The organism is Mucilaginibacter panaciglaebae (assembly GCF_039539265.1).
Taxonomy (GTDB): Bacteria; Bacteroidota; Bacteroidia; order Sphingobacteriales; family Sphingobacteriaceae; genus Mucilaginibacter; species Mucilaginibacter panaciglaebae.
The window spans coordinates 210,752-231,735 of the sequence record NZ_BAABCV010000003.1; the positions used below are offsets into that span (position 1 = coordinate 210,752).

Annotated in this window: 26 protein-coding genes and 1 riboswitch; of the genes, 7 read left to right on the forward strand and 19 right to left on the reverse strand. The window is 40.0% G+C overall.

Going from position 1 to position 20,984, the window contains the following annotated elements; all coding sequences use genetic code 11:
• The first annotated feature begins 3 nt into the window (after positions 1–3).
• The 6 genes from ABD772_RS05110 to ABD772_RS05135 all read left to right on the forward strand — a co-directional run bounded on the left by ABD772_RS05110 (position 4) and on the right by ABD772_RS05135 (position 4,486).
• A complete protein-coding gene (locus ABD772_RS05110) occupies positions 4–720 on the forward strand; it encodes a CDP-alcohol phosphatidyltransferase family protein (protein ID WP_345101402.1) in 717 nt (238 codons plus the stop codon).
• A 13-nt stretch (positions 721–733) separates the two neighbouring features.
• Entirely contained in the window at positions 734–1,297 is a 564-nt protein-coding gene (locus ABD772_RS05115; protein WP_345101404.1) for a DUF4833 domain-containing protein, read from the forward strand.
• A gap of 6 nt (positions 1,298–1,303) precedes the next feature.
• Positions 1,304–1,924, forward strand: coding sequence for a sterol desaturase family protein (locus ABD772_RS05120; protein ID WP_345101406.1), 621 nt, complete (start codon positions 1,304–1,306; stop codon positions 1,922–1,924).
• Positions 1,925–1,926: 2 nt separating this feature from the next.
• The gene (locus tag ABD772_RS05125) at positions 1,927–2,865 is read left to right on the forward strand and encodes a phosphatase PAP2 family protein (RefSeq protein ID WP_345101408.1); all 939 of its coding nucleotides are present in this window, start codon (positions 1,927–1,929) and stop codon (positions 2,863–2,865) included.
• 161 nt (positions 2,866–3,026) lie between these two features.
• Complete coding sequence (locus ABD772_RS05130; RefSeq protein WP_345101410.1) at positions 3,027–3,803, forward strand: tetratricopeptide repeat protein; 777 nt, start codon at positions 3,027–3,029, stop codon at positions 3,801–3,803.
• Positions 3,804–3,913: 110 nt separating this feature from the next.
• Positions 3,914–4,486: a CAP domain-containing protein gene (locus tag ABD772_RS05135; protein WP_345101412.1), complete on the forward strand. Its 573-nt coding sequence runs from the start codon at positions 3,914–3,916 to the stop codon at positions 4,484–4,486.
• Here ABD772_RS05135 and ABD772_RS05140 read toward each other — a convergent pair.
• The 19 genes from ABD772_RS05140 to ABD772_RS05230 form a co-directional block, all read right to left on the reverse strand.
• Positions 4,480–4,713, reverse strand: coding sequence for a DUF1456 family protein (locus ABD772_RS05140; RefSeq protein WP_345101414.1), 234 nt, complete (start codon positions 4,711–4,713; stop codon positions 4,480–4,482). The two genes, ABD772_RS05135 and ABD772_RS05140, sit on opposite strands and share 7 nt — an antisense overlap.
• A gap of 24 nt (positions 4,714–4,737) precedes the next feature.
• Complete coding sequence (locus tag ABD772_RS05145) at positions 4,738–6,039, reverse strand: DEAD/DEAH box helicase (RefSeq protein ID WP_345101416.1); 1,302 nt, start codon at positions 6,037–6,039, stop codon at positions 4,738–4,740.
• A gap of 34 nt (positions 6,040–6,073) precedes the next feature.
• Positions 6,074–7,453 (reverse strand): putative oxidoreductase C-terminal domain-containing protein, encoded by a 1,380-nt coding sequence (locus tag ABD772_RS05150; protein WP_345101418.1) that lies wholly within the window; start codon positions 7,451–7,453, stop codon positions 6,074–6,076.
• 120 nt (positions 7,454–7,573) lie between these two features.
• On the reverse strand, positions 7,574–7,855 hold the full coding sequence (locus ABD772_RS05155; RefSeq protein WP_345101420.1) for a hypothetical protein: 282 nt from the start codon (positions 7,853–7,855) through the stop codon (positions 7,574–7,576).
• Between the two features lie 7 nt (positions 7,856–7,862).
• Positions 7,863–8,570 carry a pseudouridine synthase gene (locus ABD772_RS05160; protein ID WP_345101422.1) on the reverse strand — a complete coding sequence of 236 codons (708 nt, stop codon included), beginning with the start codon at positions 8,568–8,570 and terminating at the stop codon, positions 7,863–7,865.
• Positions 8,571–8,573: 3 nt separating this feature from the next.
• A complete protein-coding gene (locus ABD772_RS05165; RefSeq protein WP_345101424.1) occupies positions 8,574–9,044 on the reverse strand; it encodes a pyrophosphohydrolase domain-containing protein in 471 nt (156 codons plus the stop codon).
• A gap of 72 nt (positions 9,045–9,116) precedes the next feature.
• The gene (locus ABD772_RS05170; RefSeq protein WP_345101426.1) at positions 9,117–9,371 is read right to left on the reverse strand and encodes a hypothetical protein; all 255 of its coding nucleotides are present in this window, start codon (positions 9,369–9,371) and stop codon (positions 9,117–9,119) included.
• Between the two features lie 228 nt (positions 9,372–9,599).
• A complete protein-coding gene (locus tag ABD772_RS05175) occupies positions 9,600–10,376 on the reverse strand; it encodes a 3-keto-disaccharide hydrolase (RefSeq protein ID WP_345101428.1) in 777 nt (258 codons plus the stop codon).
• Positions 10,377–10,673: 297 nt separating this feature from the next.
• The gene (locus tag ABD772_RS05180; RefSeq protein WP_345101430.1) at positions 10,674–11,069 is read right to left on the reverse strand and encodes a hypothetical protein; all 396 of its coding nucleotides are present in this window, start codon (positions 11,067–11,069) and stop codon (positions 10,674–10,676) included.
• 1 nt (position 11,070) lies between these two features.
• Positions 11,071–11,985 (reverse strand): oxygen-dependent coproporphyrinogen oxidase, encoded by a 915-nt coding sequence (gene hemF / locus ABD772_RS05185; protein ID WP_345101433.1) that lies wholly within the window; start codon positions 11,983–11,985, stop codon positions 11,071–11,073.
• 167 nt (positions 11,986–12,152) lie between these two features.
• On the reverse strand, positions 12,153–13,394 hold the full coding sequence (locus ABD772_RS05190) for an MFS transporter (RefSeq protein ID WP_345101435.1): 1,242 nt from the start codon (positions 13,392–13,394) through the stop codon (positions 12,153–12,155).
• A 114-nt stretch (positions 13,395–13,508) separates the two neighbouring features.
• Positions 13,509–13,706, reverse strand: a complete 198-nt coding sequence (locus ABD772_RS05195; RefSeq protein ID WP_345101438.1) for a cold-shock protein — start codon at positions 13,704–13,706, stop codon at positions 13,509–13,511.
• 137 nt (positions 13,707–13,843) lie between these two features.
• Entirely contained in the window at positions 13,844–14,479 is a 636-nt protein-coding gene (locus ABD772_RS05200; RefSeq protein WP_345101441.1) for a peroxiredoxin, read from the reverse strand.
• Between the two features lie 172 nt (positions 14,480–14,651).
• Positions 14,652–15,128 carry a hypothetical protein gene (locus ABD772_RS05205; RefSeq protein ID WP_345101443.1) on the reverse strand — a complete coding sequence of 159 codons (477 nt, stop codon included), beginning with the start codon at positions 15,126–15,128 and terminating at the stop codon, positions 14,652–14,654.
• Positions 15,129–15,447: 319 nt separating this feature from the next.
• Complete coding sequence (locus tag ABD772_RS05210) at positions 15,448–15,948, reverse strand: hypothetical protein (RefSeq protein ID WP_345101445.1); 501 nt, start codon at positions 15,946–15,948, stop codon at positions 15,448–15,450.
• 165 nt (positions 15,949–16,113) lie between these two features.
• Positions 16,114–16,857, reverse strand: coding sequence for a menaquinone biosynthetic enzyme MqnA/MqnD family protein (locus ABD772_RS05215; protein WP_345101447.1), 744 nt, complete (start codon positions 16,855–16,857; stop codon positions 16,114–16,116).
• Between the two features lie 9 nt (positions 16,858–16,866).
• On the reverse strand, positions 16,867–17,484 hold the full coding sequence (locus ABD772_RS05220) for a histidine phosphatase family protein (protein WP_345101449.1): 618 nt from the start codon (positions 17,482–17,484) through the stop codon (positions 16,867–16,869).
• Positions 17,485–17,579: 95 nt separating this feature from the next.
• On the reverse strand, positions 17,580–18,773 hold the full coding sequence (gene mqnE, locus ABD772_RS05225) for an aminofutalosine synthase MqnE (protein WP_345101451.1): 1,194 nt from the start codon (positions 18,771–18,773) through the stop codon (positions 17,580–17,582).
• A 108-nt stretch (positions 18,774–18,881) separates the two neighbouring features.
• Positions 18,882–19,415: a hypothetical protein gene (locus ABD772_RS05230; RefSeq protein WP_345101453.1), complete on the reverse strand. Its 534-nt coding sequence runs from the start codon at positions 19,413–19,415 to the stop codon at positions 18,882–18,884.
• A gap of 76 nt (positions 19,416–19,491) precedes the next feature.
• Between ABD772_RS05230 and ABD772_RS05235 the strand changes: the two genes are divergently transcribed.
• The gene (locus tag ABD772_RS05235; protein WP_345101455.1) at positions 19,492–20,607 is read left to right on the forward strand and encodes a trans-sulfuration enzyme family protein; all 1,116 of its coding nucleotides are present in this window, start codon (positions 19,492–19,494) and stop codon (positions 20,605–20,607) included.
• A 175-nt stretch (positions 20,608–20,782) separates the two neighbouring features.
• Positions 20,783–20,892, forward strand: a riboswitch (SAM riboswitch).
• Positions 20,893–20,984 lie beyond the last annotated feature (92 nt).

Genomic DNA, 20,984 nt, shown 5'->3' on the forward strand with positions numbered 1-20,984 from the left:
TTAATGGCACAACAAACATCTATACGTACAAATCTGCAGCTTGGTATTTACAAGGTAATTGACCCTTTTGTCAAGCTTTTAATTAAACTGGGCCTCACGCCCAATGCAGTTACTACCATAGGGTTTGTATTGAATATCGGCGTGGCCATAATATTTGTAATTGGCGGCGAGGAAGGGAACCGCGGCGATTTAAGCTATATTGGCTGGGCCGGTGGCTTGATATTGTTTGCCGGCCTGTTTGACATGCTGGACGGTCAGGTTGCGCGTCTGGGGAACATGAAGTCAATTTTCGGGGCCTTATACGATTCGGTGTTAGACAGATATAGCGAGCTGATCATGTTTTTCGGTATCTGCTACTACCTGATAGCCCAGCACTATTTTTTAAGCTCAATTTTCGCTTTTATAGCACTGATTGGATCAATGATGGTAAGCTATGTTCGTGCTCGCGCTGAAGGGCTTGGCATTGAATGCAAAGGCGGATTAATGCAGCGCCCCGAGCGTGTAGTTACTATTGGTTTATGCGCTATTATCTGCGGCGTGAGTTCATTGTATATTGGCGGTAATTACAAATTATATGTTCCCGGTATCAGGTACCATGTTTTTGAAACCATGTCTATCTTTACCATACCTGTCACTTTACTTGCGGTATTAACCAACATCACAGCATTTAAAAGATTAACTGACGCTAAAGCCACACTAAAGAAACAAGAAAAGAATTAACGCCGCTGACTTAATGAGATTACCTATTTTATTGCTATTCACTACCCTTTGTTCTTATTTACCATCTGACCAAACGACAATACATACGCCACAAAAGCCCCCTTTAATTGACGAGGATAGATTTCCGACACCGGCTGATAACATCCAGCGCCTATTTTACTTACAACGCTTACCAAACTCAAATACACTTATCTACGAGTTAAATGCCCCAAACGGCCATTTAAATGAAGATGAGCCGGTACATCCTTACTGGCTGCGTTATGCAGAAAAAGGGCAACGAGAAGAATTGAGCTATATACAGCGTAAGTTTGCATATGGGGTTGTAAGTAAAAAATTACCGAACAATCAGTATGATGTCAGATTTGTATCATACAAAAAATTTCCTATGCTTTTGATGAAGGCAAACGACGGAAAATATCATATCTTCGCAACAATTGCACAAAAACAAATGATGGTTAACCGTATCTTTGTAAAGATTGAGGGTGGCTCATTTTGGGTACCTAACATCGTTTATGTGGAATTTAAAGGCACAGATCCAAACACAGGCAGAGAAATAGCAGAACGTTTTAAACCCTGATTAACCATGGCAAAAAATTTCATATCAAATTCAGAAGAATCGACACGGATGTTTAAAAGCGACTTGTTAGAAGCTTTATCCAAAGTTCATTATCTGGTACCGGTATTTATTTTTGTACCGGTTATATTAGCCAGTACCTATATAGCTTTCTTTGTGAAACAAATAGGTGCATTGGCTTACTTCGAATACTTTTTTATCGGCCTGTTTGTATGGACCTTTGTAGAATACATCATGCATCGTTTTGTTTTTCATTACGTGCCTAAAAACAAGATCGGTTTGCGTTTGCATTTTATCTTCCACGGTGTTCATCATGATTATCCAAGCGATGCAAAACGTTTAGTTTTACCGCCATCAGTAAGCATTCCACTGGCTACTGGTTTTTACTTTTTATTTGATGTCATACTGCCCACAAATTGCGTTTTCGGGTTTTTTCCCGGCTTTATTTTAGGCTATTTGTTTTATGACATTTCGCACTATGCTATCCACCATTTTAATTTCAAGGGCAACGTCTGGAAAAAAATAAAACAACACCACATGCTGCACCATTACCAAAATCCCGAAAAAGGTTATGGTGTAAGCTCACCTTTGTGGGATAAGATTTTCCGCTCAGACTTTATTAAAAAATAAAGATGAATGGTGTTATCACTAAAGGCCCGGTAGTTAATACCAAATCTATTTTAACTGTTACATTTCTTTCTGTTGCTTACTTACTGTTATCAGCATGGGTAGTTGGTTTTAAATCAGATCAGCTTGTATTGATTGTTATTTTCAACGCATGTTTTTATGCATCGTCCATCAGTCGTAAATTTATATTGGGCTTTAGCGTATTTATAGTTTACTGGATACTTTTTGATTATATGAAGGCCATCCCCAATTATAAGATCAGCCCTGTACACATTGCCGATCTTTATCATCTGGAGAAAAACCTTTTCGGCATCAGTTTCAATGGCCATATCCTAACTCCAAATGAATATTGGAAAGCCAACTCAACTCATTTTTTAGACATTTTGGGCGGGCTGTTTTACCTTTGCTGGATACCTGTACCACTTAGCTTTGCTGCTTATTTATTTTTCAAAAACAGGCGCGAGTTTTTATCGTTTGCCATGACGTTTTTTGTGGTTAACCTACTTGGGTTTGTAGTTTACTATAGCTTCCCCGCAGCACCACCCTGGTATATTCAGGAGCATGGTTTTACATTCATCGCCAACACTCCAGGTAATACTGGCGGCCTGGCAAGATTTGATCAGTATTTCAATGTCCATATCTTCCAGTCTATCTATCAGAAAGGCTCTAACGTTTTTGCTGCAATGCCGTCTTTGCATTCGGCCTACCCTATTATAGTGGTTTATTACGCCTTTAAAAACCACCTAGGGCTTATGAAGATAGTTTTGATTACTGTCATGATTGGAATTTGGCTGACGGCTATTTACACCAGTCATCATTATGTGCTGGATGTTTTAGCCGGAATTATCACAGCTACCTTGGGAATTAATCTTTTTAACCTCCTGTTTACCAAGGTGTCATTTTTAACGCAATTTTTGGATAACTACGAATCATTTATCTGTTAATAAAATTAAGTGTATAGTATTCTGTACTATTATTTTTGTATTCCGATATTTTAGCCTACATTTAGTTCCCTTTACCAAATATATCTAACTAATAGTCAGACCTTTAATCAAAGAGGCATGCGATTTGACTATGCTTGATAAGCTGAGTAAAGCGACTATATATGAAGAAACTTACCATACTTATCATTACTTTATTTGCCGGATTAAAATTGTTTGCCTCTCAGTTGCCGGCCGACAGTGCTGCGCACACACCATTGTCGCCACTCACTACTAATATTGATACCTTAAAACAGCTGGTCCGTGTAACAACTAATGACACTTTGAGAGCTGCGTTACTTGCACAGCTGGCTACACAATATCTGAATTACGACAACCTGGACAACAGAACAAAAAAGAATTTTCAGGCACAGGCCTTGTATTACTCGTATGAGGCGCTGCATCTTTATTCAGGAATAAATGATACTATAGGATTGCGCAGCAGTTTTAACAACCTTGCAAAAGTATACCGTTCACAACGTAAGTATCCTCAGGCTAAATGGTTTATTCTTCAATCAAATAGTTTATCGAGGGCGTTAAAAGATGTTCCAAATATCATGGCTTCTTTGTTGGTGTTAGCTAACATCAAAATGGAGATCAAAGATTACAAATTAGCTATGCGCGATCTGGATGAAGCCCTAACATTATCCAAAGCCAATCATTCCCCACAAGACGAGTCGAAAATTGAAGAGGGCTATGTATTACTTTATACCCATCTTAAAAACTATACTAAAGCCGATATTGCTGCCAAACGTCGGGATTTTATCAATGACAGTTTATTAAAGGGCGAACAAAACCTGGTTGCCAATGCTCAGGATTCACTACAGGTCAAAAAAAAAGCATCTATCATCAGGAGAAAACCTTTAAAAGCTAACTCATCCAAAAAGATAGCCTCATTATAATCCTGATTGTTGCTATAGGGCTAATTTCTTTATTTGTCATCTTTTATCGGCTGCGCAAAAAGCATAAAAAATAAACATCTGATACGGGCATAAGTAATCATATATCAATAATGAAATATTTAACTTTTTTGTGCGGATTTGTTTTAGCGCTGCACGCACCTAACCTGTACGCACAAACACCCGGTAGCAGCAAATTCAAAAGACAGTTTTTAGAGCTAATTAATAAAACCCGCGCCATAGGCTGTGACTGTGGTAACACGCATATGCCCCCAGCCCCTCCATTAGTATGGAATGATGATCTGGAAAAAGCAGCAAAAGGCCATGCAAAAGATATGGCGTCAAAAAAATATTTCAGCCACATTAGCAAAGACGGACGTGATGCTATGAAACGTGCCGAAGATGCAGGCTATAAACATGACGGTTATCAAAGCTTTACCGTCGGCGAAAACATAGCTCAAGGACAAATGAGTATTGAACAGGTAACCAACGGCTGGTTTCATAGTGAAGGTCATTGCCGAAACCTCATGAATCCGGATTTTAAAGAAGTTGGTATATGGGTATATAACTTATATTGGGTACAGGACTTTGGCGGCCGGGTCGAATTTTCGCCAGCTTTAAAACAAATGATAAAAAGTGGCAAAGCGCACATCATCAGAGGATCAGTGCGCAAAGAGCATTATTGAGGTTTCTGGCTGTCCTGAGATTTGGGTGGACGCGGGCCGCGCTGATGGATAATCAAACCATTCAGGAAATTACGTAATATCTGATCGCCGCAAGGTTTAAAGTTTGGATGATCTTCGGCCCTGAATATGGCACCTAGTTCAGTCTTGGTTATTCGAAAATTTGCCAGCGCCAATACCTTGATAATATCATCGTCAGTAAACTTCATAGCCACCCTCAGCTTCTTCATTATATCGTTATTGCTCATAATCGGTTATTTAGATATTTCGATCTTAACTTTTTTATTTTTAATCTTTTCGCTTTTGAGTCGCTGCACTACCCTTTCAATTTGATTACGCTTTACCGCAGCGTAGGACGTTTTGTCCAATACTTCTATTCTCCCCAAATCATCTTTTGCCAGTTCGCCTTTTTTTAATATTAACCCAACAATATCTACTTTGTTGACTTTATCCTTTTTACCTGCGGCGATGTATAAAGTAGCCCAGGGCGAAGTGTGTGGTAAAAATAGCTTTTCAGGCAATTGTTCAAGTTCGGGCTCGCGCTTTAAATATTTAGGTAACTCGTCATCCGCCAAAATTACATAGGCTGTACCTTTGGCTCGCATTCGTGCAGTGCGGCCGTTGCGGTGTGTAAAAGCATCTTCTGTATGCGGTAATTGATAGTGAATAATGTATTCAATCTCGGGGATATCTAATCCGCGGGATGCAAGGTCAGTAGTAACTAATAATTGATGGCTGCCATTTCTGAATTTGATCAAAGCCCGCTCCCTATCCTCCTGCTCCATACCACCATGATAAAGGCCATGTTCAATCCCCCGATCCCACAATAAATCACTGATACGATCAGTGGCTTCGCGATGATTACAGAATACCAATGTGGCTCGATTTCCAATTTTGCAGATCAAGGATAATAAGGCATCCAATTTATCAGGAGCCGCCGTTTTCACTGCTTTAAGCTCGATATCAGGCATATTAGCTTTATTCTCCAAATAGTTCAGCTTAACCGGATCAGTCACACCTGTAAAAGCCGGAATTTCATTCATTTTTGTCGCTGATGTTAGTATGCGCCTTCCCAGATGATCCAACTGGCCAATGATCATTGACATATCGTCCTGAAAACCAAATTCAAGCGACTTATCAAATTCATCCAAAACCAAGGTATGGATAGCCTCGGTACTGAAACTTTCATTACGGATATGAAAGGCTATACGCCCCGGCGTGCCTATCAATACTGACGGCGGTTGCGATAGATTGTTTTTTTCGATTTTGGTGGAATGCCCGCCATAACAGCAATTAACTTTAAAGCCGCTGCTCATGGTTTTAAATACCTGTTCTATCTGCAAAGCTAATTCGCGCGAAGGAACCAGGATCAATACTTGCACCCTATCTTTTTCCTGATGAAGCGATTGAAGCACCGGCAATAAAAAGCCCAGCGTTTTGCCAGAGCCTGTTGGCGATAGCAAGATCAGATCGCGCTTTGAGTCGGCATTGAGCGCCGCGTTTTGCATTTCATTCAATGCCCCAATCTTCAGGTTATTAAGCGCCTTTTTTATCATAGCCAAAGATACGCCTTATTTGCGCCTCCCTATATTAATCTTTGGTTTGGCCTTTTGCCAGAGCCAGCGCTCTGGTGGTTGTAAAATATTTCGCAATCATGTTTGGTACTTCCCAAGCCGGCATATCGCCATCGCGTAGATAGCCCAAGTATTTTTCGGTAACCCGACCGAAGTGCGCTTCATGGCCGTCTTTGTATTTTTCAGGTATGGTAACTTCCCAACCTTTGTCATTCTTTTTCAGATCAATACCAGGATATTTTTTTTGCAGATATTTTAGACGCGCCATTACCAGCTTTTCATAGTCGGCGGATGGATTTACCGGTTCGATATACAATACAGGCGTGTATTTCTCCACTGCACCCTGACGAACGTATAAATCGGCTTTGGTACCATGAAGTACAGAGTTTTGACTATCGCCGCTATTTTCAGGCGCAGCGTAGCCCCATTTGGCTGTAAGCTTTACATTAACGCCGAAAAGCTTGTAATTCACCGATCCGTTGGCATACACCTTAAGGATAGTATCTTTTACTACATTGGCTTTTAAAAAGGCCGGAAAGCCGTCGAGTTTAGTAATGGCTTTAAATTGACTCAAGGTAATATACGATGGCCAACGGCGGGCATTGTTAAATTGAATGTCTTTTTTATAATCGATAATTTTATTGGGGAAGCATTCCCATTGAGTTAAATCAACCAAATGCACGCCTACATCTTGCAGTCCTTCTCCCTGCTGTTTTACATCAAAGAACCAATCCGGACGACTCAGTACATTACCCGATACATATTTGTAGAAATAGTGCACGCTTTCCATCTCAACTCCGGGTTCTTTGGGTGTACCTTTTTTAAGCTGCCCAAATACATCAGGAATCATTGCAAATTCTCGCTGTAAAGTATTGGTAATCTCATAACGCTCGGTCATGATATCATACAACACCAAATGTTTTTTGGCAGCGTTGGCAAAGGCGCTTTTAAGCATTTCAAAATGCTCATTATCAATAGCCATTGGTTTATCGCCTAACACATTAAAACCGGCGTCTATCGACTTTTTGATGTATTCTGTTTTTTTGCGATTATTACCGGCCATTACTACTACGTTTCCTTTTTTCTCGGCAATCATTTTCTCGAAGAAATCCGGACCTGTGTAAACAATTTCACTCCAATGTGTAGGGTCGATTTTTCGGAAGTTATACGCATCAACCTTTTCCAGATGCGACTTTACATCCGGACCTTTGGGTGCGTAAACATAAACGTCCGACTCAATATCAGGCAAAGTAAATTTCTGTACTAATGCAGCATGGAAATGGCCCGGATCTAACGTAATCAGTTTTACTTTTTCGTCTTCCTTAAGTTGTGCCTGAGCAGAGAAGCTGACAAGCAAACTACCCACTATTGCGCATCTACATATAAAACTCTTCATAATGTGTGATCAATTAAACTCAATTGAAATAGAAAATAAATATCCCGCAAAACCGCAACTATTATCTACAAATCGCTTAGTTTAGACAATAATAGAAAGTTAAATGGTAAAACACGTAAATTACTTTACATTAGGAGCTTTTAGCTGAGCATTATAATTGATCTTTATAAAACTGGCAATCTCGTCAGCCTCCAGATGGTTTAAATCACCAAGACCGGTATATTCCCATTGCTGCATTTTATCATCAAAAATAATATCGCCCATATCAACCTGTCCCTCTGATAGCTTGAAAACACCGGTGGGGGATAAATTGGCACTTCCTTGATTTTTGTTCACCTGCGTGATGGTGATGTTATGCGCTTCGCCATCTTTATAAATAATATAATTTAATGGATCTGTCATGCCAATACTACAAAATACTGTCTTGTTTGTTTGTTGGTCGCCATCCCATCAACGCCATAACTTTGTTGAACTCTTCATTAATCGGGGCTTCAATAATAAGTTCTGATTTAGTTACAGGATGTATAAAGCTCAATTTTGATGCATGCAGCATCAGCGTGGTCATGGCCCATCGCTCTCTGAAAAGTTTATTTTGTTTGTTGCAGCCGTGAGTGGTATCTCCAATTATGGGATGATTAACATGACTCAGGTGCTTGCGTATTTGATGCATACGCCCCGTTGAAGGTTTTACTTCAACTAATGAGTATCTTGAAGTTTCATGTTTACCGAATGGCACTGGCAATTCCGCGCGTTTTAAAGTGGTATAACTTGTAAAAGCTTCTTGTAAAGCACCATTTTCTTTCTTTAACGGATAATTGATATCCTCGGCATCAGCAGCATAACCTCGTACTATCGCCAGATAAGTTTTATTGACCCTATTATCGGCAAATTGTTGCTGCATTGCTATTTCAGTGTCTTTATCCAAAGCAAACAATAATACACCACCGGTGGCCCTATCCAGACGATGAACCGGATTTACTTTCACCCCTATTTGATCGCGAAGTAATTGTAGTGCAAATTCGCTGGCGTCGGCTGCAATTGTTGAACGATGTACCAACAAGCCATGCGGTTTATTTACGGCGACCAGAAACGCGTCATGATAAAGAATATCAAGCATTAATCAGCCTAATATCTTCGCCAAATCAGCCGGCGAATAATTGATAGATTTTAAAGTTTTATCGTCCTGCGCGCGGTAAACCAAAAACAGGCCATCTACTTCTTTATGATATGATTTGGTATTGTCTCTGCCTTGATAATGAGCAACGGTATCATTAGCCTCTGCTAATGTTTTGCAGGCTTTGCTCATATTTGAGCGATGAACCTCGTCAAATAGCTCTTTAAATTTTTCGCCCAAACCAAATTCTAAAACAGCGCCCGACAGCACATATTGCAAATCGCAAAGTGCATCGGCAATTTCAACCATGTTGTTATCGTTTATAGCTTGTTGCAGTTCTTTTAATTCTTCAGCCAGCAGTTCAACGCGTAGTTTGCAACGCTCGGGAGAAGGTATTGTGGGAACAGGTAATATTGGGTGTTTGAATGTAGTATGAAATTCGGCTACCTGGTTTAGTGAATTTAGATCTTTTATCATGACAAGCTATTTATCGATTAGCACGGATTGATATCCGTTAAGCTGCTAAGTTATAAATAAGGCGCTAACTTATCAATGAACGATTGATAAATTGGGGGCATAAACATCACCTTTTTTTAAAGCCTTGCCTGAAATATCTTTGACCGTAAAATAAATATTATGGGCATCGGTAAGGGTGTAAATCACGTAACGATTATCCCATTTACCTATTGATGAAACACGAAATGGTTGGGGATGTGAATCAAATATAGCTTGATTATTAATAATTTTTTTTGATGAACATGCGCAAAAAAATAAACAGCAAAAAACCAGGGGGAGTTTTTTCATGATTTGTTGAGATTAAAGAACAAAAATTGATGACGTAAATATACTTATTTTAATCAGTTGTAAATTAATTAATTAGAAAAAATTTAGCAAAAGCATATCATTTAATAAACTATTAAATGATCTTAATCATTGGTTACTTACTTAACTTTTGCTTAACAAAAAAGCCATTTCGATGACATAATTTTCATCGAAATGGCTTTTTATTTTTAGGTATATATAAAACTGGGTTTACAGTTCTCTAACCCATATATTTCGATAACTAATTGGCTCGCTTCTGTCACCGTGCGCTTGCAATTTAATTGGCGCAGGTCCATGTTTTGCGTTTTGATAACTAGCCTTACCAACAAATTGGGTTGGGCCTAATAATGATACATCGTTTTGCACCAGCACACCGTTAAACAATACTGTTACTCTTGCCGGAGTTTTAACAGTACCATCATCATTAAAAGTTGGCGCGGTCCAGATCACATCATAAGTTTGCCATTCGCCGGGAGGCCTTGCCGGGTTAACCAGCGGAATAAACTGTTTATAAATACTTCCCGCCTGACCATTTACATAGGTTTTATTTTTATAAGAATCAAGCACTTGTAACTCATAACCGGCATCGCCTTTACCTAACGAAGCCAGGAACACGCCGCTATTTCCGCGAGCTTGATCACTGCCGGTAATATTTGAAGGTATGCGCCACTCAAGGTGTAATTGATAGTTTGAAAAAGACTTCTTGGTTTCGATATTACCGCTACGTTTGTTCACAGTCAATATACCGTCTGCCACAAACCAGTTAGCCGGATCGCCACGGTGATCGGTCATAGTCCATTGGTCAAGGTTTTTACCATCAAATAATACGATAGCGTCTGATGGCGCATCACCTGTAGTTTTACCTGGAGTAACAACATTTGGTACTGGTTCATAAACCTCTGTATCCTCATGTCTCATCTGTGCATTAGCTGCTAAAGTGCTTGCGGCAAGTATTGCTGCCAGCAGCAATGATTGTTTTTTATTCATAACTTTTAGTAATGTTTGGTAAACAAACATAATAAAAAAAGTCATCCTACTTAAACAAATGACAATTGTGCTCAAATAATCAGATGATTGTTACAGACGACAATATTGTTCTTGCTATTAAGCCGGCTTATGTAACAGACGTCCAGTTCATTCTTTGACATTTCCTAAAGGCGTTTTTGAATTTTGTCATATTAAAGCTTTTGATGATTATCCGGCGCTACTCAAGTTAGGGAAAATTTAAGCGACGGAAAGGTGGGTACCGCGCAACGTGGTGGTGAGGATAGGGATAGTGAGCGCTTACTTCTCTTTTACCCAATAATCCTCAATAACGGCACCATTGGGTAGTATTCCATTAAGGATCAGTGTATCATTGCGTATAGCGTAATGATAATGCATCGTTTTACCTATCATGCTTTGATCCTGCAGGCAAAAGGTCTGGGATTCCAGGCAGCTGTCGCCTTGCAGGGTATAGGTCCCGCTCTCGTACTTCAGGTCCTTCTCTCCTTTTGCATATAGCCATGCATCAAAGCCCCTGTCGGTGTATTTGCGCTGCTGAATATAGTCTTTTGGTGCTGCTGATAATTTGTGATTGAACCAACCACCTGCATAGTTCCATTTACCGTTAAGCGTTGCCTCTCTATCGGTGAATGATAAAGTTGCCAGTAAGGTCAATAGTGTCGCAGCTTTTTGCATATTATGCCCAGTTAATGTCTTTTTTTAGCAATGATAAAGTTTTTTCTTCTTCACTACCTGTCGCCGGCTGATAATTATATAGCCATTTAGCTGTTGGTGGCAAGCTCATCAGAATGGACTCTATACGTCCGTTGGTTTCCAGGCCAAACTTGGTACCGGCGTCATAAACCAAGTTAAACTCGGCATAACGGCTGCGGCGCTGGTATTGCCATTGCTGCTGGTCGGCAGTAAAAGGTTCGCTTTTATGTCGATTGACCAACTCGGTATAGATGGGCGCGAACGAACGGCCTACAGCTTTTGAAAATTCAAAAATATCATCCCAAGAAGTTTCTTCAGTAGCCGTCAGGCGGTCATAAAATATACCGCCGACGCCACGGGTTTCGTTACGATGTTTGATAAAAAAATAATCATCAGCCCATTTTTTGAAACGGTCATAAAAACCTGAATTATACTTATCGCACGTAGCTTTTAAGCTGCTGTGAAAGAATTTGGCATCATCCTCAAAAACATAATGCGGTGTTAAATCGATCCCCCCACCAAACCAGCGTACAGGCTCTTTCATCCCGCCAAAGGTTGATGGCATTTCAAAATACCGGATATTCATATGGATTATAGGTACCAGCGGATGATTTGGATGTATGACAATTGACACACCAGCGGCAAAGAAATCGTCCTGGTAAATCTTCAGGCTTTTTTTGATAGCCTCAGGCAGTTGTCCATCGACAGCCGAAAAGTTTACACCGCCTTTTTCCACGATATTGCCGTTTTGAATAACGCGGGTACGGCCACCGCCGCCACCTTCGCGCTGCCATAATTCCTGCTCAAATTTGGCTTTGCCGTCCAAGATTTCCAGGGCTGTACAGATCTCATCCTGGATGCTCTGGTAGTCGTCAACGATTTGTTCTTTGGTAATCATTGGCGCAAAAATGCGATTTTATTTGATTTGGCAGGTAATGAAGGTGTCAAATCTGGGATTCTTAAAAAAGAATGTCAATTCGACCAGCAGGAGAAATCTATTCACATACGTTGATAGCGCGTGTATAGATTCTTTCGTATACGCTCAAAATAACCGGATGTAAGAGACTACAGCGTCTCCTCCATATAATTCAAATCCTTACCAAAAGTCTCCTGAAGCTGGCTCAACGAAAACAGCGAAATTATGGTGAGCAATATCATCATGATATACCCGGCGTTGATCATGCCGTAATGACCTTTAAAAAAAGCAAATGCCGCATTGATAGGTATCAAGGAACCGCGCACAAAATTGGGTACTGTGGTTGTGACGGTAGCGCGCAGGTTGGTGCCAAACTGCTCGGACGCGATAGTGACGAATGTCGCCCAATAACCCACTGTACAGCCCATCAGGAAACATATTTTAATAAACTGCCCGCTTGACATGCCGGTAGAACTAAGATAGTAAGCCACGCAGATAATCGATAATAACAGAAACAACATCATAGTTAGTTTTCTTGATTTGGTGATCTGCGCCATGATGCCTGCTACCAGGTCGCCTACAGAAATACCGATATAAGTATAAAGTACCCCGTCGCCTGCGTTTAACACATCTTTAGCTTTCAGGGCTACCCCGAATTCCTGCGACTGGGTAACCAATATGCCAACCACATACCAAAGCGGCGCCCCTATCAGGATGCAGTACAGATATTTTAATAATTTTTTTCCGTTGGTAAAGAGGCTAAGGAAATCGCCGCGCGAAACTTCGCTTTGCTGAGCATTTTTATACATACCCGATTCAAACGTCCCCACTCTCAGCAAAAGCAGGACAGCGCCAAGGCCGCCGCCCACAAAGTAAGCATTACGCCAACCGAAATGCTTGGCCACTATATTTGCTAATACCGCACCAAATAAACCAACAACAGCCACTATCATAGTGCCGTATCCCCTGCGTTCTTTACTCATTGTTTCGCTCACCAGGGTAATACCCGCACCCAACTCTCCCGCCAGGCCTATACCGGCAAAGAATCGCACCAGCGCGTAGGTATTGACATCGTGCACAAAGCCGTTAACAAAGTTGGCGGCAGAGTATAAAATAATCGACCCGAATAAAACTTTAATACGCCCCAGCTTATCACCCATAATTCCCCAAATGATACCGCCCAATAGCAAGCCAAACATTTGCACATTGATAATAAAAGTACCTTTTGCGGTAATGTCAGCTTTGTCGACAATACCAATATCGGTTAAACTTTTTACACGCACTATCGAGAATATGAGCAGATCATAGATATCAACAAAGTAGCCCAGCGAAGCTACAATCACTAAAAATAGAACGTTACGGTTGGCTTTGGCCTGTGCGGCATTAGTCATATACTTACTTATAAATTAGTGGGCCTAAAGTAAATCAATTAAGTATATTTTAAAATTTTTGGGCAAAAAAAAAACCTCTGTATTCCAGAGGTTTTTTTTAATAGGCTTAAGTAATTATACTTTTTTTACATTTACTGCTTGTAGTCCTTTTCTACCGTCTTCCACATCATATTCTACGTTATCATTGTCCTTGATGGCATTTACGCCACCTTGTACATCTTTAAAATGCACAAACAGGTCTTTACCTTCTTCTGTAATGATAAAACCGTAGCCTTTTTGTGTGTTAAACCATTTTACTTTTCCAGTTTTCATAATATTGTAATAGTATTAATAATTGTTTTAGACATATAATCAAACCAGACTGAATACAAAATGGTATTAATAATCAGTGGAATAGATATGCACTTGTTACATCAAATATATAAAAATATTTAATTATCCAAATAAAATTATTTGTTGGGCTGCGGCGTTAAACGTAAGTACGGTTTAACCTCGGTATACCCTTTTGGAAATTTCGCCGGGATGTCTTCACTTTTAATGGCCGTAGACACTACCACGTCTTCTCCATCCTTCCAGTCGGCCGGTGTAGATACGCTATGGTAAGCAGTCAGTTGCAATGAATCCAGTACACGCAATACTTCCTGGAAGTTTCTGCCGGTTGATGCCGGGTAAGTGATAATTAACTTAATGGTTTTGTCAGGGCCTATTATGAATAACGAACGAACGGTTGCACTTACCGAGGCATTTGGATGTATCATATCCCACTCTTCAGCAATTTTACGGTCCTCGTCGGCAACTATCGGGAAGTCAACTTCCACATTCTGTGTTTCGTTGATATCATTGATCCAACCCTTATGCGACTCGACCGAGTCTACGCTTAATGCCAGTACTTTGGTGTTGCGTTTGGCAAACTCATCTTTTAAAGCTGCTGTTCTGCCCAGTTCTGTTGTACAAACTGGTGTATAATCTGCAGGATGCGAAAATAATACTCCCCACCCATCGCCCAGATAATCATAAAGATTGATCTCGCCTTGTGAAGTTTGTGCTGTGAAATTTGGGGCTTTATCGCCTAATCTTAAGCTCATAGTTTTAATGTTTTAAATTGAAATTATTTTTAAAGTTAGCGTGAATGTTTCAAATAACAATAATTTACATCAAAAATAATCTACTATTTACATAGACATTACATACTTATATTGCCGGGCACAAAAAAGCCCGCTTAGTATGCTAAGCGAGCTTTTTATTTAGCAATATCAATTATTTTACTTTGGCAATGTTTTCGATCTGGCCGTCAGCCGGAGAGATTGTTAATATCAAATCTTCCTTAGCATTTTTCAGGCCAATGAAATAAACAACCGGCTCTTCGCCATCATTTGTTTCAAATCTGGTCACTGATTTAACGTCATAGTCGGCATAATTTTTTGCTATTACGTTTTTAACTTCTTTAGTAACTGATGCAAAAGTAACTTCCTGAGCTAAACCCCAGTATTGGTCAATTGAATCATAGTAAGCTGTATAGTTTACATTGTTTTTTGTAAAGCTTGCTTTTTGGCTGGTTGAACTTACCGTCCATGTTACATTGCCCGCATCCGCAAAATTATCTTGGAATTGAGTTAATACAGCATATGACACGTTTTCCTCGCCAGTTGTAGTAGATGTTTTTTTTCCGCCATCGGCAAATGCAGCAACGCTAACTAAGGTAGCAAATACTGCGGTGAAAATTAACTTTTTCATAGTAGTTTCTTTGTTTTAATATTTTTAACAAAAGTACGGCACTTTTGCAATCAATTAAAATAAAATTCAATTTTTGTGAATTTTTCATAATTTATATTGTATTAAAATAATAAATTATAAATTTTTTAAAATACATAGTGTATAAAATACAATAAGTGTAATTTTACTTAGTGTATAAAATAAAATAAGGGTATTTTAAAAGATCCTAAAATGTACCAAATCAGCATTGTAACGCCGCATTTACAATTGTAAGGCCTAAATAAAGAACGATTTGCAGAGCTTTCAGGATGCTCCATAATTTTTTTTGCGGCTTTGCGCCCTATTTTATTTGCAGTGCCCACCTTGGGACAAAGCCTGTATTATTATTATATACCACCTGGTAGTATGTGTGCCCTTTTTTAAGCACCCTTACATTGGCATTTGCAGGGATATCTGCAATTACGTCGGCATAAAAATTATCCTGCCTACGTAGCCTGACAATACCTGTTACGTTAGGCCGTACATAGGTGGTATATAAAAAGCTGTCACGTTTATCAGTACTATCAGGCAGATGCTTAACCACGGCTGGCTTTACAGCTAATACCTTTTCAGACCTAGCAATCGTATCAACCACCGGTAAAGCTGCTGCTATAGGCAGTTGCCTTTTTAGCTTATGTTTTCGCTTATGTTTTTTGGGCGAATGATTTTCTGCTACCGTATCAGTAAATATTACCTGTTTAGTACCGGTAAAAAATTTAGCCAAATAGCCAATTGCAATTGCCCCCAATAAAATCAGGACAACTTTAAAACTTGTGCTATATCTTTTTGCTTTTTTTACCATAACTAACTTAATTTCTTTACGTTAATCAATGGCTTCGATGTAGAAAGCTGGCCTGGGTTTAATTGCTATCGTTTTTGTTACATTGAATATCAACCGATTGTGATAGCCTATAACAAAAATAGCGGGCCTGAAAGCCCGCTATGCGATATGTTAAAGGAAAATTAGTTAAAGCGTCTTAATATAATCCAGAAAAAGATACAGCGCTTTGCGCTTATCTTCGGTCAGTGTAAAATCAAGTTTGTGCATTAAATAATCTTCCAGGTCAAAGTCAGGCCGCGAAGGAAGCGTTTTAATCAGTTCTGCGCGATGATCTAAACCATACATGAGCGATTGGTTAAACTCAGCAATAAAATCGGCGGGAATAGGCTTGTTGGCTATCCATGCCGCAAATACAAATGGCAGACCAGTAAACTTCTGCCATTCCTCGGCCAGGTCATATACATATTTAAACTGCTCCTTTTTTCCAAAGGTACGATCGCCTATTTGTACGAATGCGGTTTGACTATCCTGACTGACTGAATAGTCGATTGCATTTATAACTTGTTCGGGCGTGATCTTCCAATAATTTTTAAGTAGCACCCTGGCGAGGTTGTTTGATGACCTTGATTCAGGGTCAAGCTGAATAGTGTTAATATCCTTAATATCACAATTACTAAAGATAAATACCGAATTAACTGCCCCTATTGCACCAATGCAATAGTCAGATACAATTTCCCAATATGGCATATTCAATGTAGCCGCCACCGGAATCAGCCCGATATCAACTTTATCATCGATAAGTTTCTGCGCGCAGTCTGAGGGCATATCCAGGCTTAGGTCAATTTTGTTGTTGATGCCGGTATTTTGTATACCGTATAAAAACGGTTTGGTATTGGTATAGCTGACAGCTGATATTTTTATATTTTTCACAGAGGGATGTTAGTCGTGTTTTAAATGCTCGGCATTGTTAAAGCTGGTGATCTCGTATTTTTCGCCGTCAAAAATAACTTTATAAAGCACCAGATTTTGATGCGGAAAACTATCCATTTCGGTTAAAGGCCTATTAGTAAGCAGGCATAATAATAAACGCATTGCGCGGCCGTGCATACAAATTAGTACCTGTTTTTCTTCGGTATGGCTCATGATGGCTTTCAGAGCCTCCAGCTGACGCAGCTTTACCTCGTTTGGGCTTTCGCCTCCTTCAAACTTACTATCCAGTTTACCACTGACCCATTCGCGCATTAATTTTAAAAAGGCGGCTTTGGTTTTAGGGGTACTAGGTGCACCTTCATAGATACCCCAGGCCAGTTCATCCAGCCCTGAAAGTTTTTCGAATGGGATACCCAGATCAATAAACGGTTGTATGCTTTGTTGAGTACGTTTAAGCTCTGATATATAAATCTTGTCGAACGGTGCAGCTTTATAAGCCTCAAAAAACTGACGGGCTTGTTTGCGGCCCTCATCATTAAGGTCGGTATCGCGCCCCCTGCCTTGTACAATGCCCTGTTTATTTAAATCTGTTTGCCCATGGCGGACAATGTATAGCGTTTTTATCATTTAGCCCCCTTTAAATCTCCCGCTGTTGGGGAGACTTTTTATGTACTTTGCCCTTTCTTAAAAGTCCTCCTAACTGGAGAGGATTAAGTGGGGCTTTAATTAATCACCGGCAGTTTATAGTATTGAGGTTTTGGTTCCTCAGCAAACTGATAATCGTTATAGTCGGTAATTACATTATATAAGGTATCGCGTTCAATTGGATGGCGGCCTACTTGTTTAATCAACTCAACCAACTGTTTAGTGCTCATACCCGGTTTTTGCTCTTCGGCACCCGCCATTGAGTATATTTTGGTTGTATCATCAAGTGTACCATCGATGTCGTCTACTCCAAAGTTTAGTGACAATTGTGCCGTAGTGCGGCTTATCATCGCCCAGTAGGCTTTAATGTGGTCAAAGTTGTCCAAATAGATGCGTGAAATAGCATAGTTGCGCAGATCCTCAACCACTGTTGCTTCGGGCACATTTGACATTTGGTTGTCCTTATTACGGAACTTAAGCGGAATAAACGTCTGGAAACCACCTGTTCTGTCCTGCAATTGCCGCAGGCGTTCCATGTGGTCTATACGATGCCTGTATTCTTCAATATGGCCGTACAGCATGGTAGCATTTGACCGGCCGCCCAATTTATGCCACTCTTCATGAATGGCCAGCCATTGGTCGGCGGTACATTTGTCTTTAGCTATCTGGTCTCTGATTTCAGGATGAAATATCTCGGCACCGCCACCCGGTATTGATTCCAGACCGGCGTCCATCATCATTTTCATGCCGGTAGCATAGTCAATTTTGGCCTTTTTAAAGATGTAATGATATTCGACCGGTGTTAAAGCTTTGACATGTAGCTCAGGTCGATGCGTTTTTATCCGTCTGAACAATTCCGTATAAAAAGGGACATCATATTGGGGTAACACGCCACCAACAATGTGCACCTCTGTAACAGGCTCGTTATCGTATTTTTTAACGATATCGAACATCTCGTCCATGGTATATTCCCAGCCTTCTTCTTTTTGTTTAATTAAACGCGAGTATGAACAGAATTTACAATCGTAAACACAGAGGTTGGTAGGCTCGATATGAAAATTACGGTTAAAATAAGTTTTGTCACCGTGGCGCTTTTCGCGTATATAATTGGCTAAAACCCCCAGATACCCCAACTCACCTTTTTCAAATAGTAAAACGCCTTCATCAAAAGTAATGCGCTCGTGGTTGAGCACTTTTTCGGCGATATGTTTTAAATCAGCAGATAAATCCGGATCCTGCAATAATACCTGTAAATTATTTTCAGCTTCCATTAAAAAGACTTTTTGCAAAAATAGCAAAAAGCGGCAATTTAGTTAGGAAACTAAGACTATAAACCTGTTTAAACATGTAGTATGACGCAGATTTTACAGATGGGCGCGTTAATGAGTAATAGATTTAATATTGATACCTATAAAGCAATCGCCGCTTGGGCAATTTTTAGGTGTATACCCAGCAATTGATATTAAACCATCGTTTTTGGCCTCGAAGGTTACCACGTTTTTATTTGTATTGGCTTTTAACCAGATATTTTGGGCCTTGTAGTAAATATCATCCAGGGTATACAGGTTAGCAGCAGTTGAGCCATGTGTATTTAAACTCCCGCCTGATTCATGCCAATCGTCAGTCAGAACTTTTGTGGTTATATCGCTATCCGGTTTGAATACATACTGATAGGAAACAAAATCGCGCGCTGTAATATTACCCTGGGTTACCGTGATTTTTGTTTCTGAGTACGTACTGGATTTGACATCGTGTACCGCAACATAAACATACGTATCATTTGTTTTTTTCTTAAAAGCTAACCAGGCATCGTAACTTTTATCAAAGGAAGATGAAACTCCACCTTTTTTGCATGCAAATAATGTTGTTGCCAATAATAAAGCACCCAACAACAGTAACTTATTGCTTTTCATAACCAGAGTTTTATTAAGTAAAAATATAAAAATGTTAGCTTATTAATTTATAATTGTCGCACTAATTCAATCTACCATGAAAACGGAAACTATAGCTATTCACGCCGGAAATCATACTGATGATACCACCGGTGCAGTCGTTCAACCTATCATTACGTCGACCACGTTTGAACGGTTGCCGGATGAAAGTTTTCGGGGTGAATATATTTATAGCCGATCATCCAATCCTAACCGTACGGCATTAGAGAATGTTTTAACCAAGTTGGAAAATGGCGCTGCCGCAGCAGCATTTTCATCGGGTAACGCTGCAGGTATGGCTGTCTTTCAATCATTAAAACCGGGCACGCACATCATTGCTCCTGACGACATGTATCATGGATTGCGTAACCAGTTAAAACAGCTATTCGCCGGCATTTTGGAATTTGATTTTATCGATATTGATGATACCGAAATTTTAAAAGCTCATTTAAAACCAAACACCGGTCTGATCTGGATAGAGACTCCGTCCAACCCGTTACTAAAAGTCACCGACATTAAAAAGATAGTATCCATCGCTAAAGAACGAAACATTAAAGTAGCTTGCGATAATACGTTTGCTACGCCCATATGCCAGCAACCTTTGACATTGGGCGCCGACCTGGTTATGCACTCTACCACCAAATATTTTGGCGGGCATAGCGATTTAATGGGGGGCGCTTTGATTACCGCAGAAGACAATGAATGGTGGCAAATCATACATAACGTACAAACTATGGGCGGTGCTATCCCCTCACCTGTTGATTGCTATTATATGGTACGCAGTATCAAGACGCTGCCATATCGTGTGCGTGGCCATGTGCATAATGCACAATTACTGGCCGAGTTTTTAGACGCGCACGCGGCTGTGGAGCAGGTTTTGTATCCCGGTTTACCGTCGCATCCAAATCATGAGGTAGCTAAAGAACAGATGATTGGTTTTGGCGGCGTACTGTCATTTATATTAAAAGGCGATCGTCTTAATACTCATAGGGTAATTAATAAACTAAAGCTAATTACCAAAGCCACAAGTTTAGGCGGCGTTGAGAGTTTGATTGAGCACCGTGCTACTATGGAAGGGCCTGATACTAAAACCCCTTTTAATTTGCTGCGGATATCTGTCGGGTTGGAGCACATTGATGATTTGATTGCTGATTTTGAGCAAGCGCTTAATTGAGCTCAAAGGCGAATGCAGAAAGCTAAAGGCATTTGTGAACAATAAAATCGGCTTTCAGCTTTAGACTTTTAGCTTTAAGCTTCAAAAAATTTGCATTAATAAAAATTTAGCCCTTTATTTGCGGCACAAATCAGTAGCAATACTGTTATCACGATCAATTCCCTTATACGGTTTTGATTTATAAAGAAGCGGCGAGAGATCAGGCTCCGAGACCCGCTGGCAACCCTCTAAAGTTAGAGAAGGTGCCAATTCCTGGCCCGGTAAATATCCCGGGAAATATAAATTAACAACATGGAAAATTTAACAAACACTCTTCCGCAAGTTATTACTGTAAAAGCCGCTAAAAGCATTAATTGCTATATGTGCCGCTGTTGATA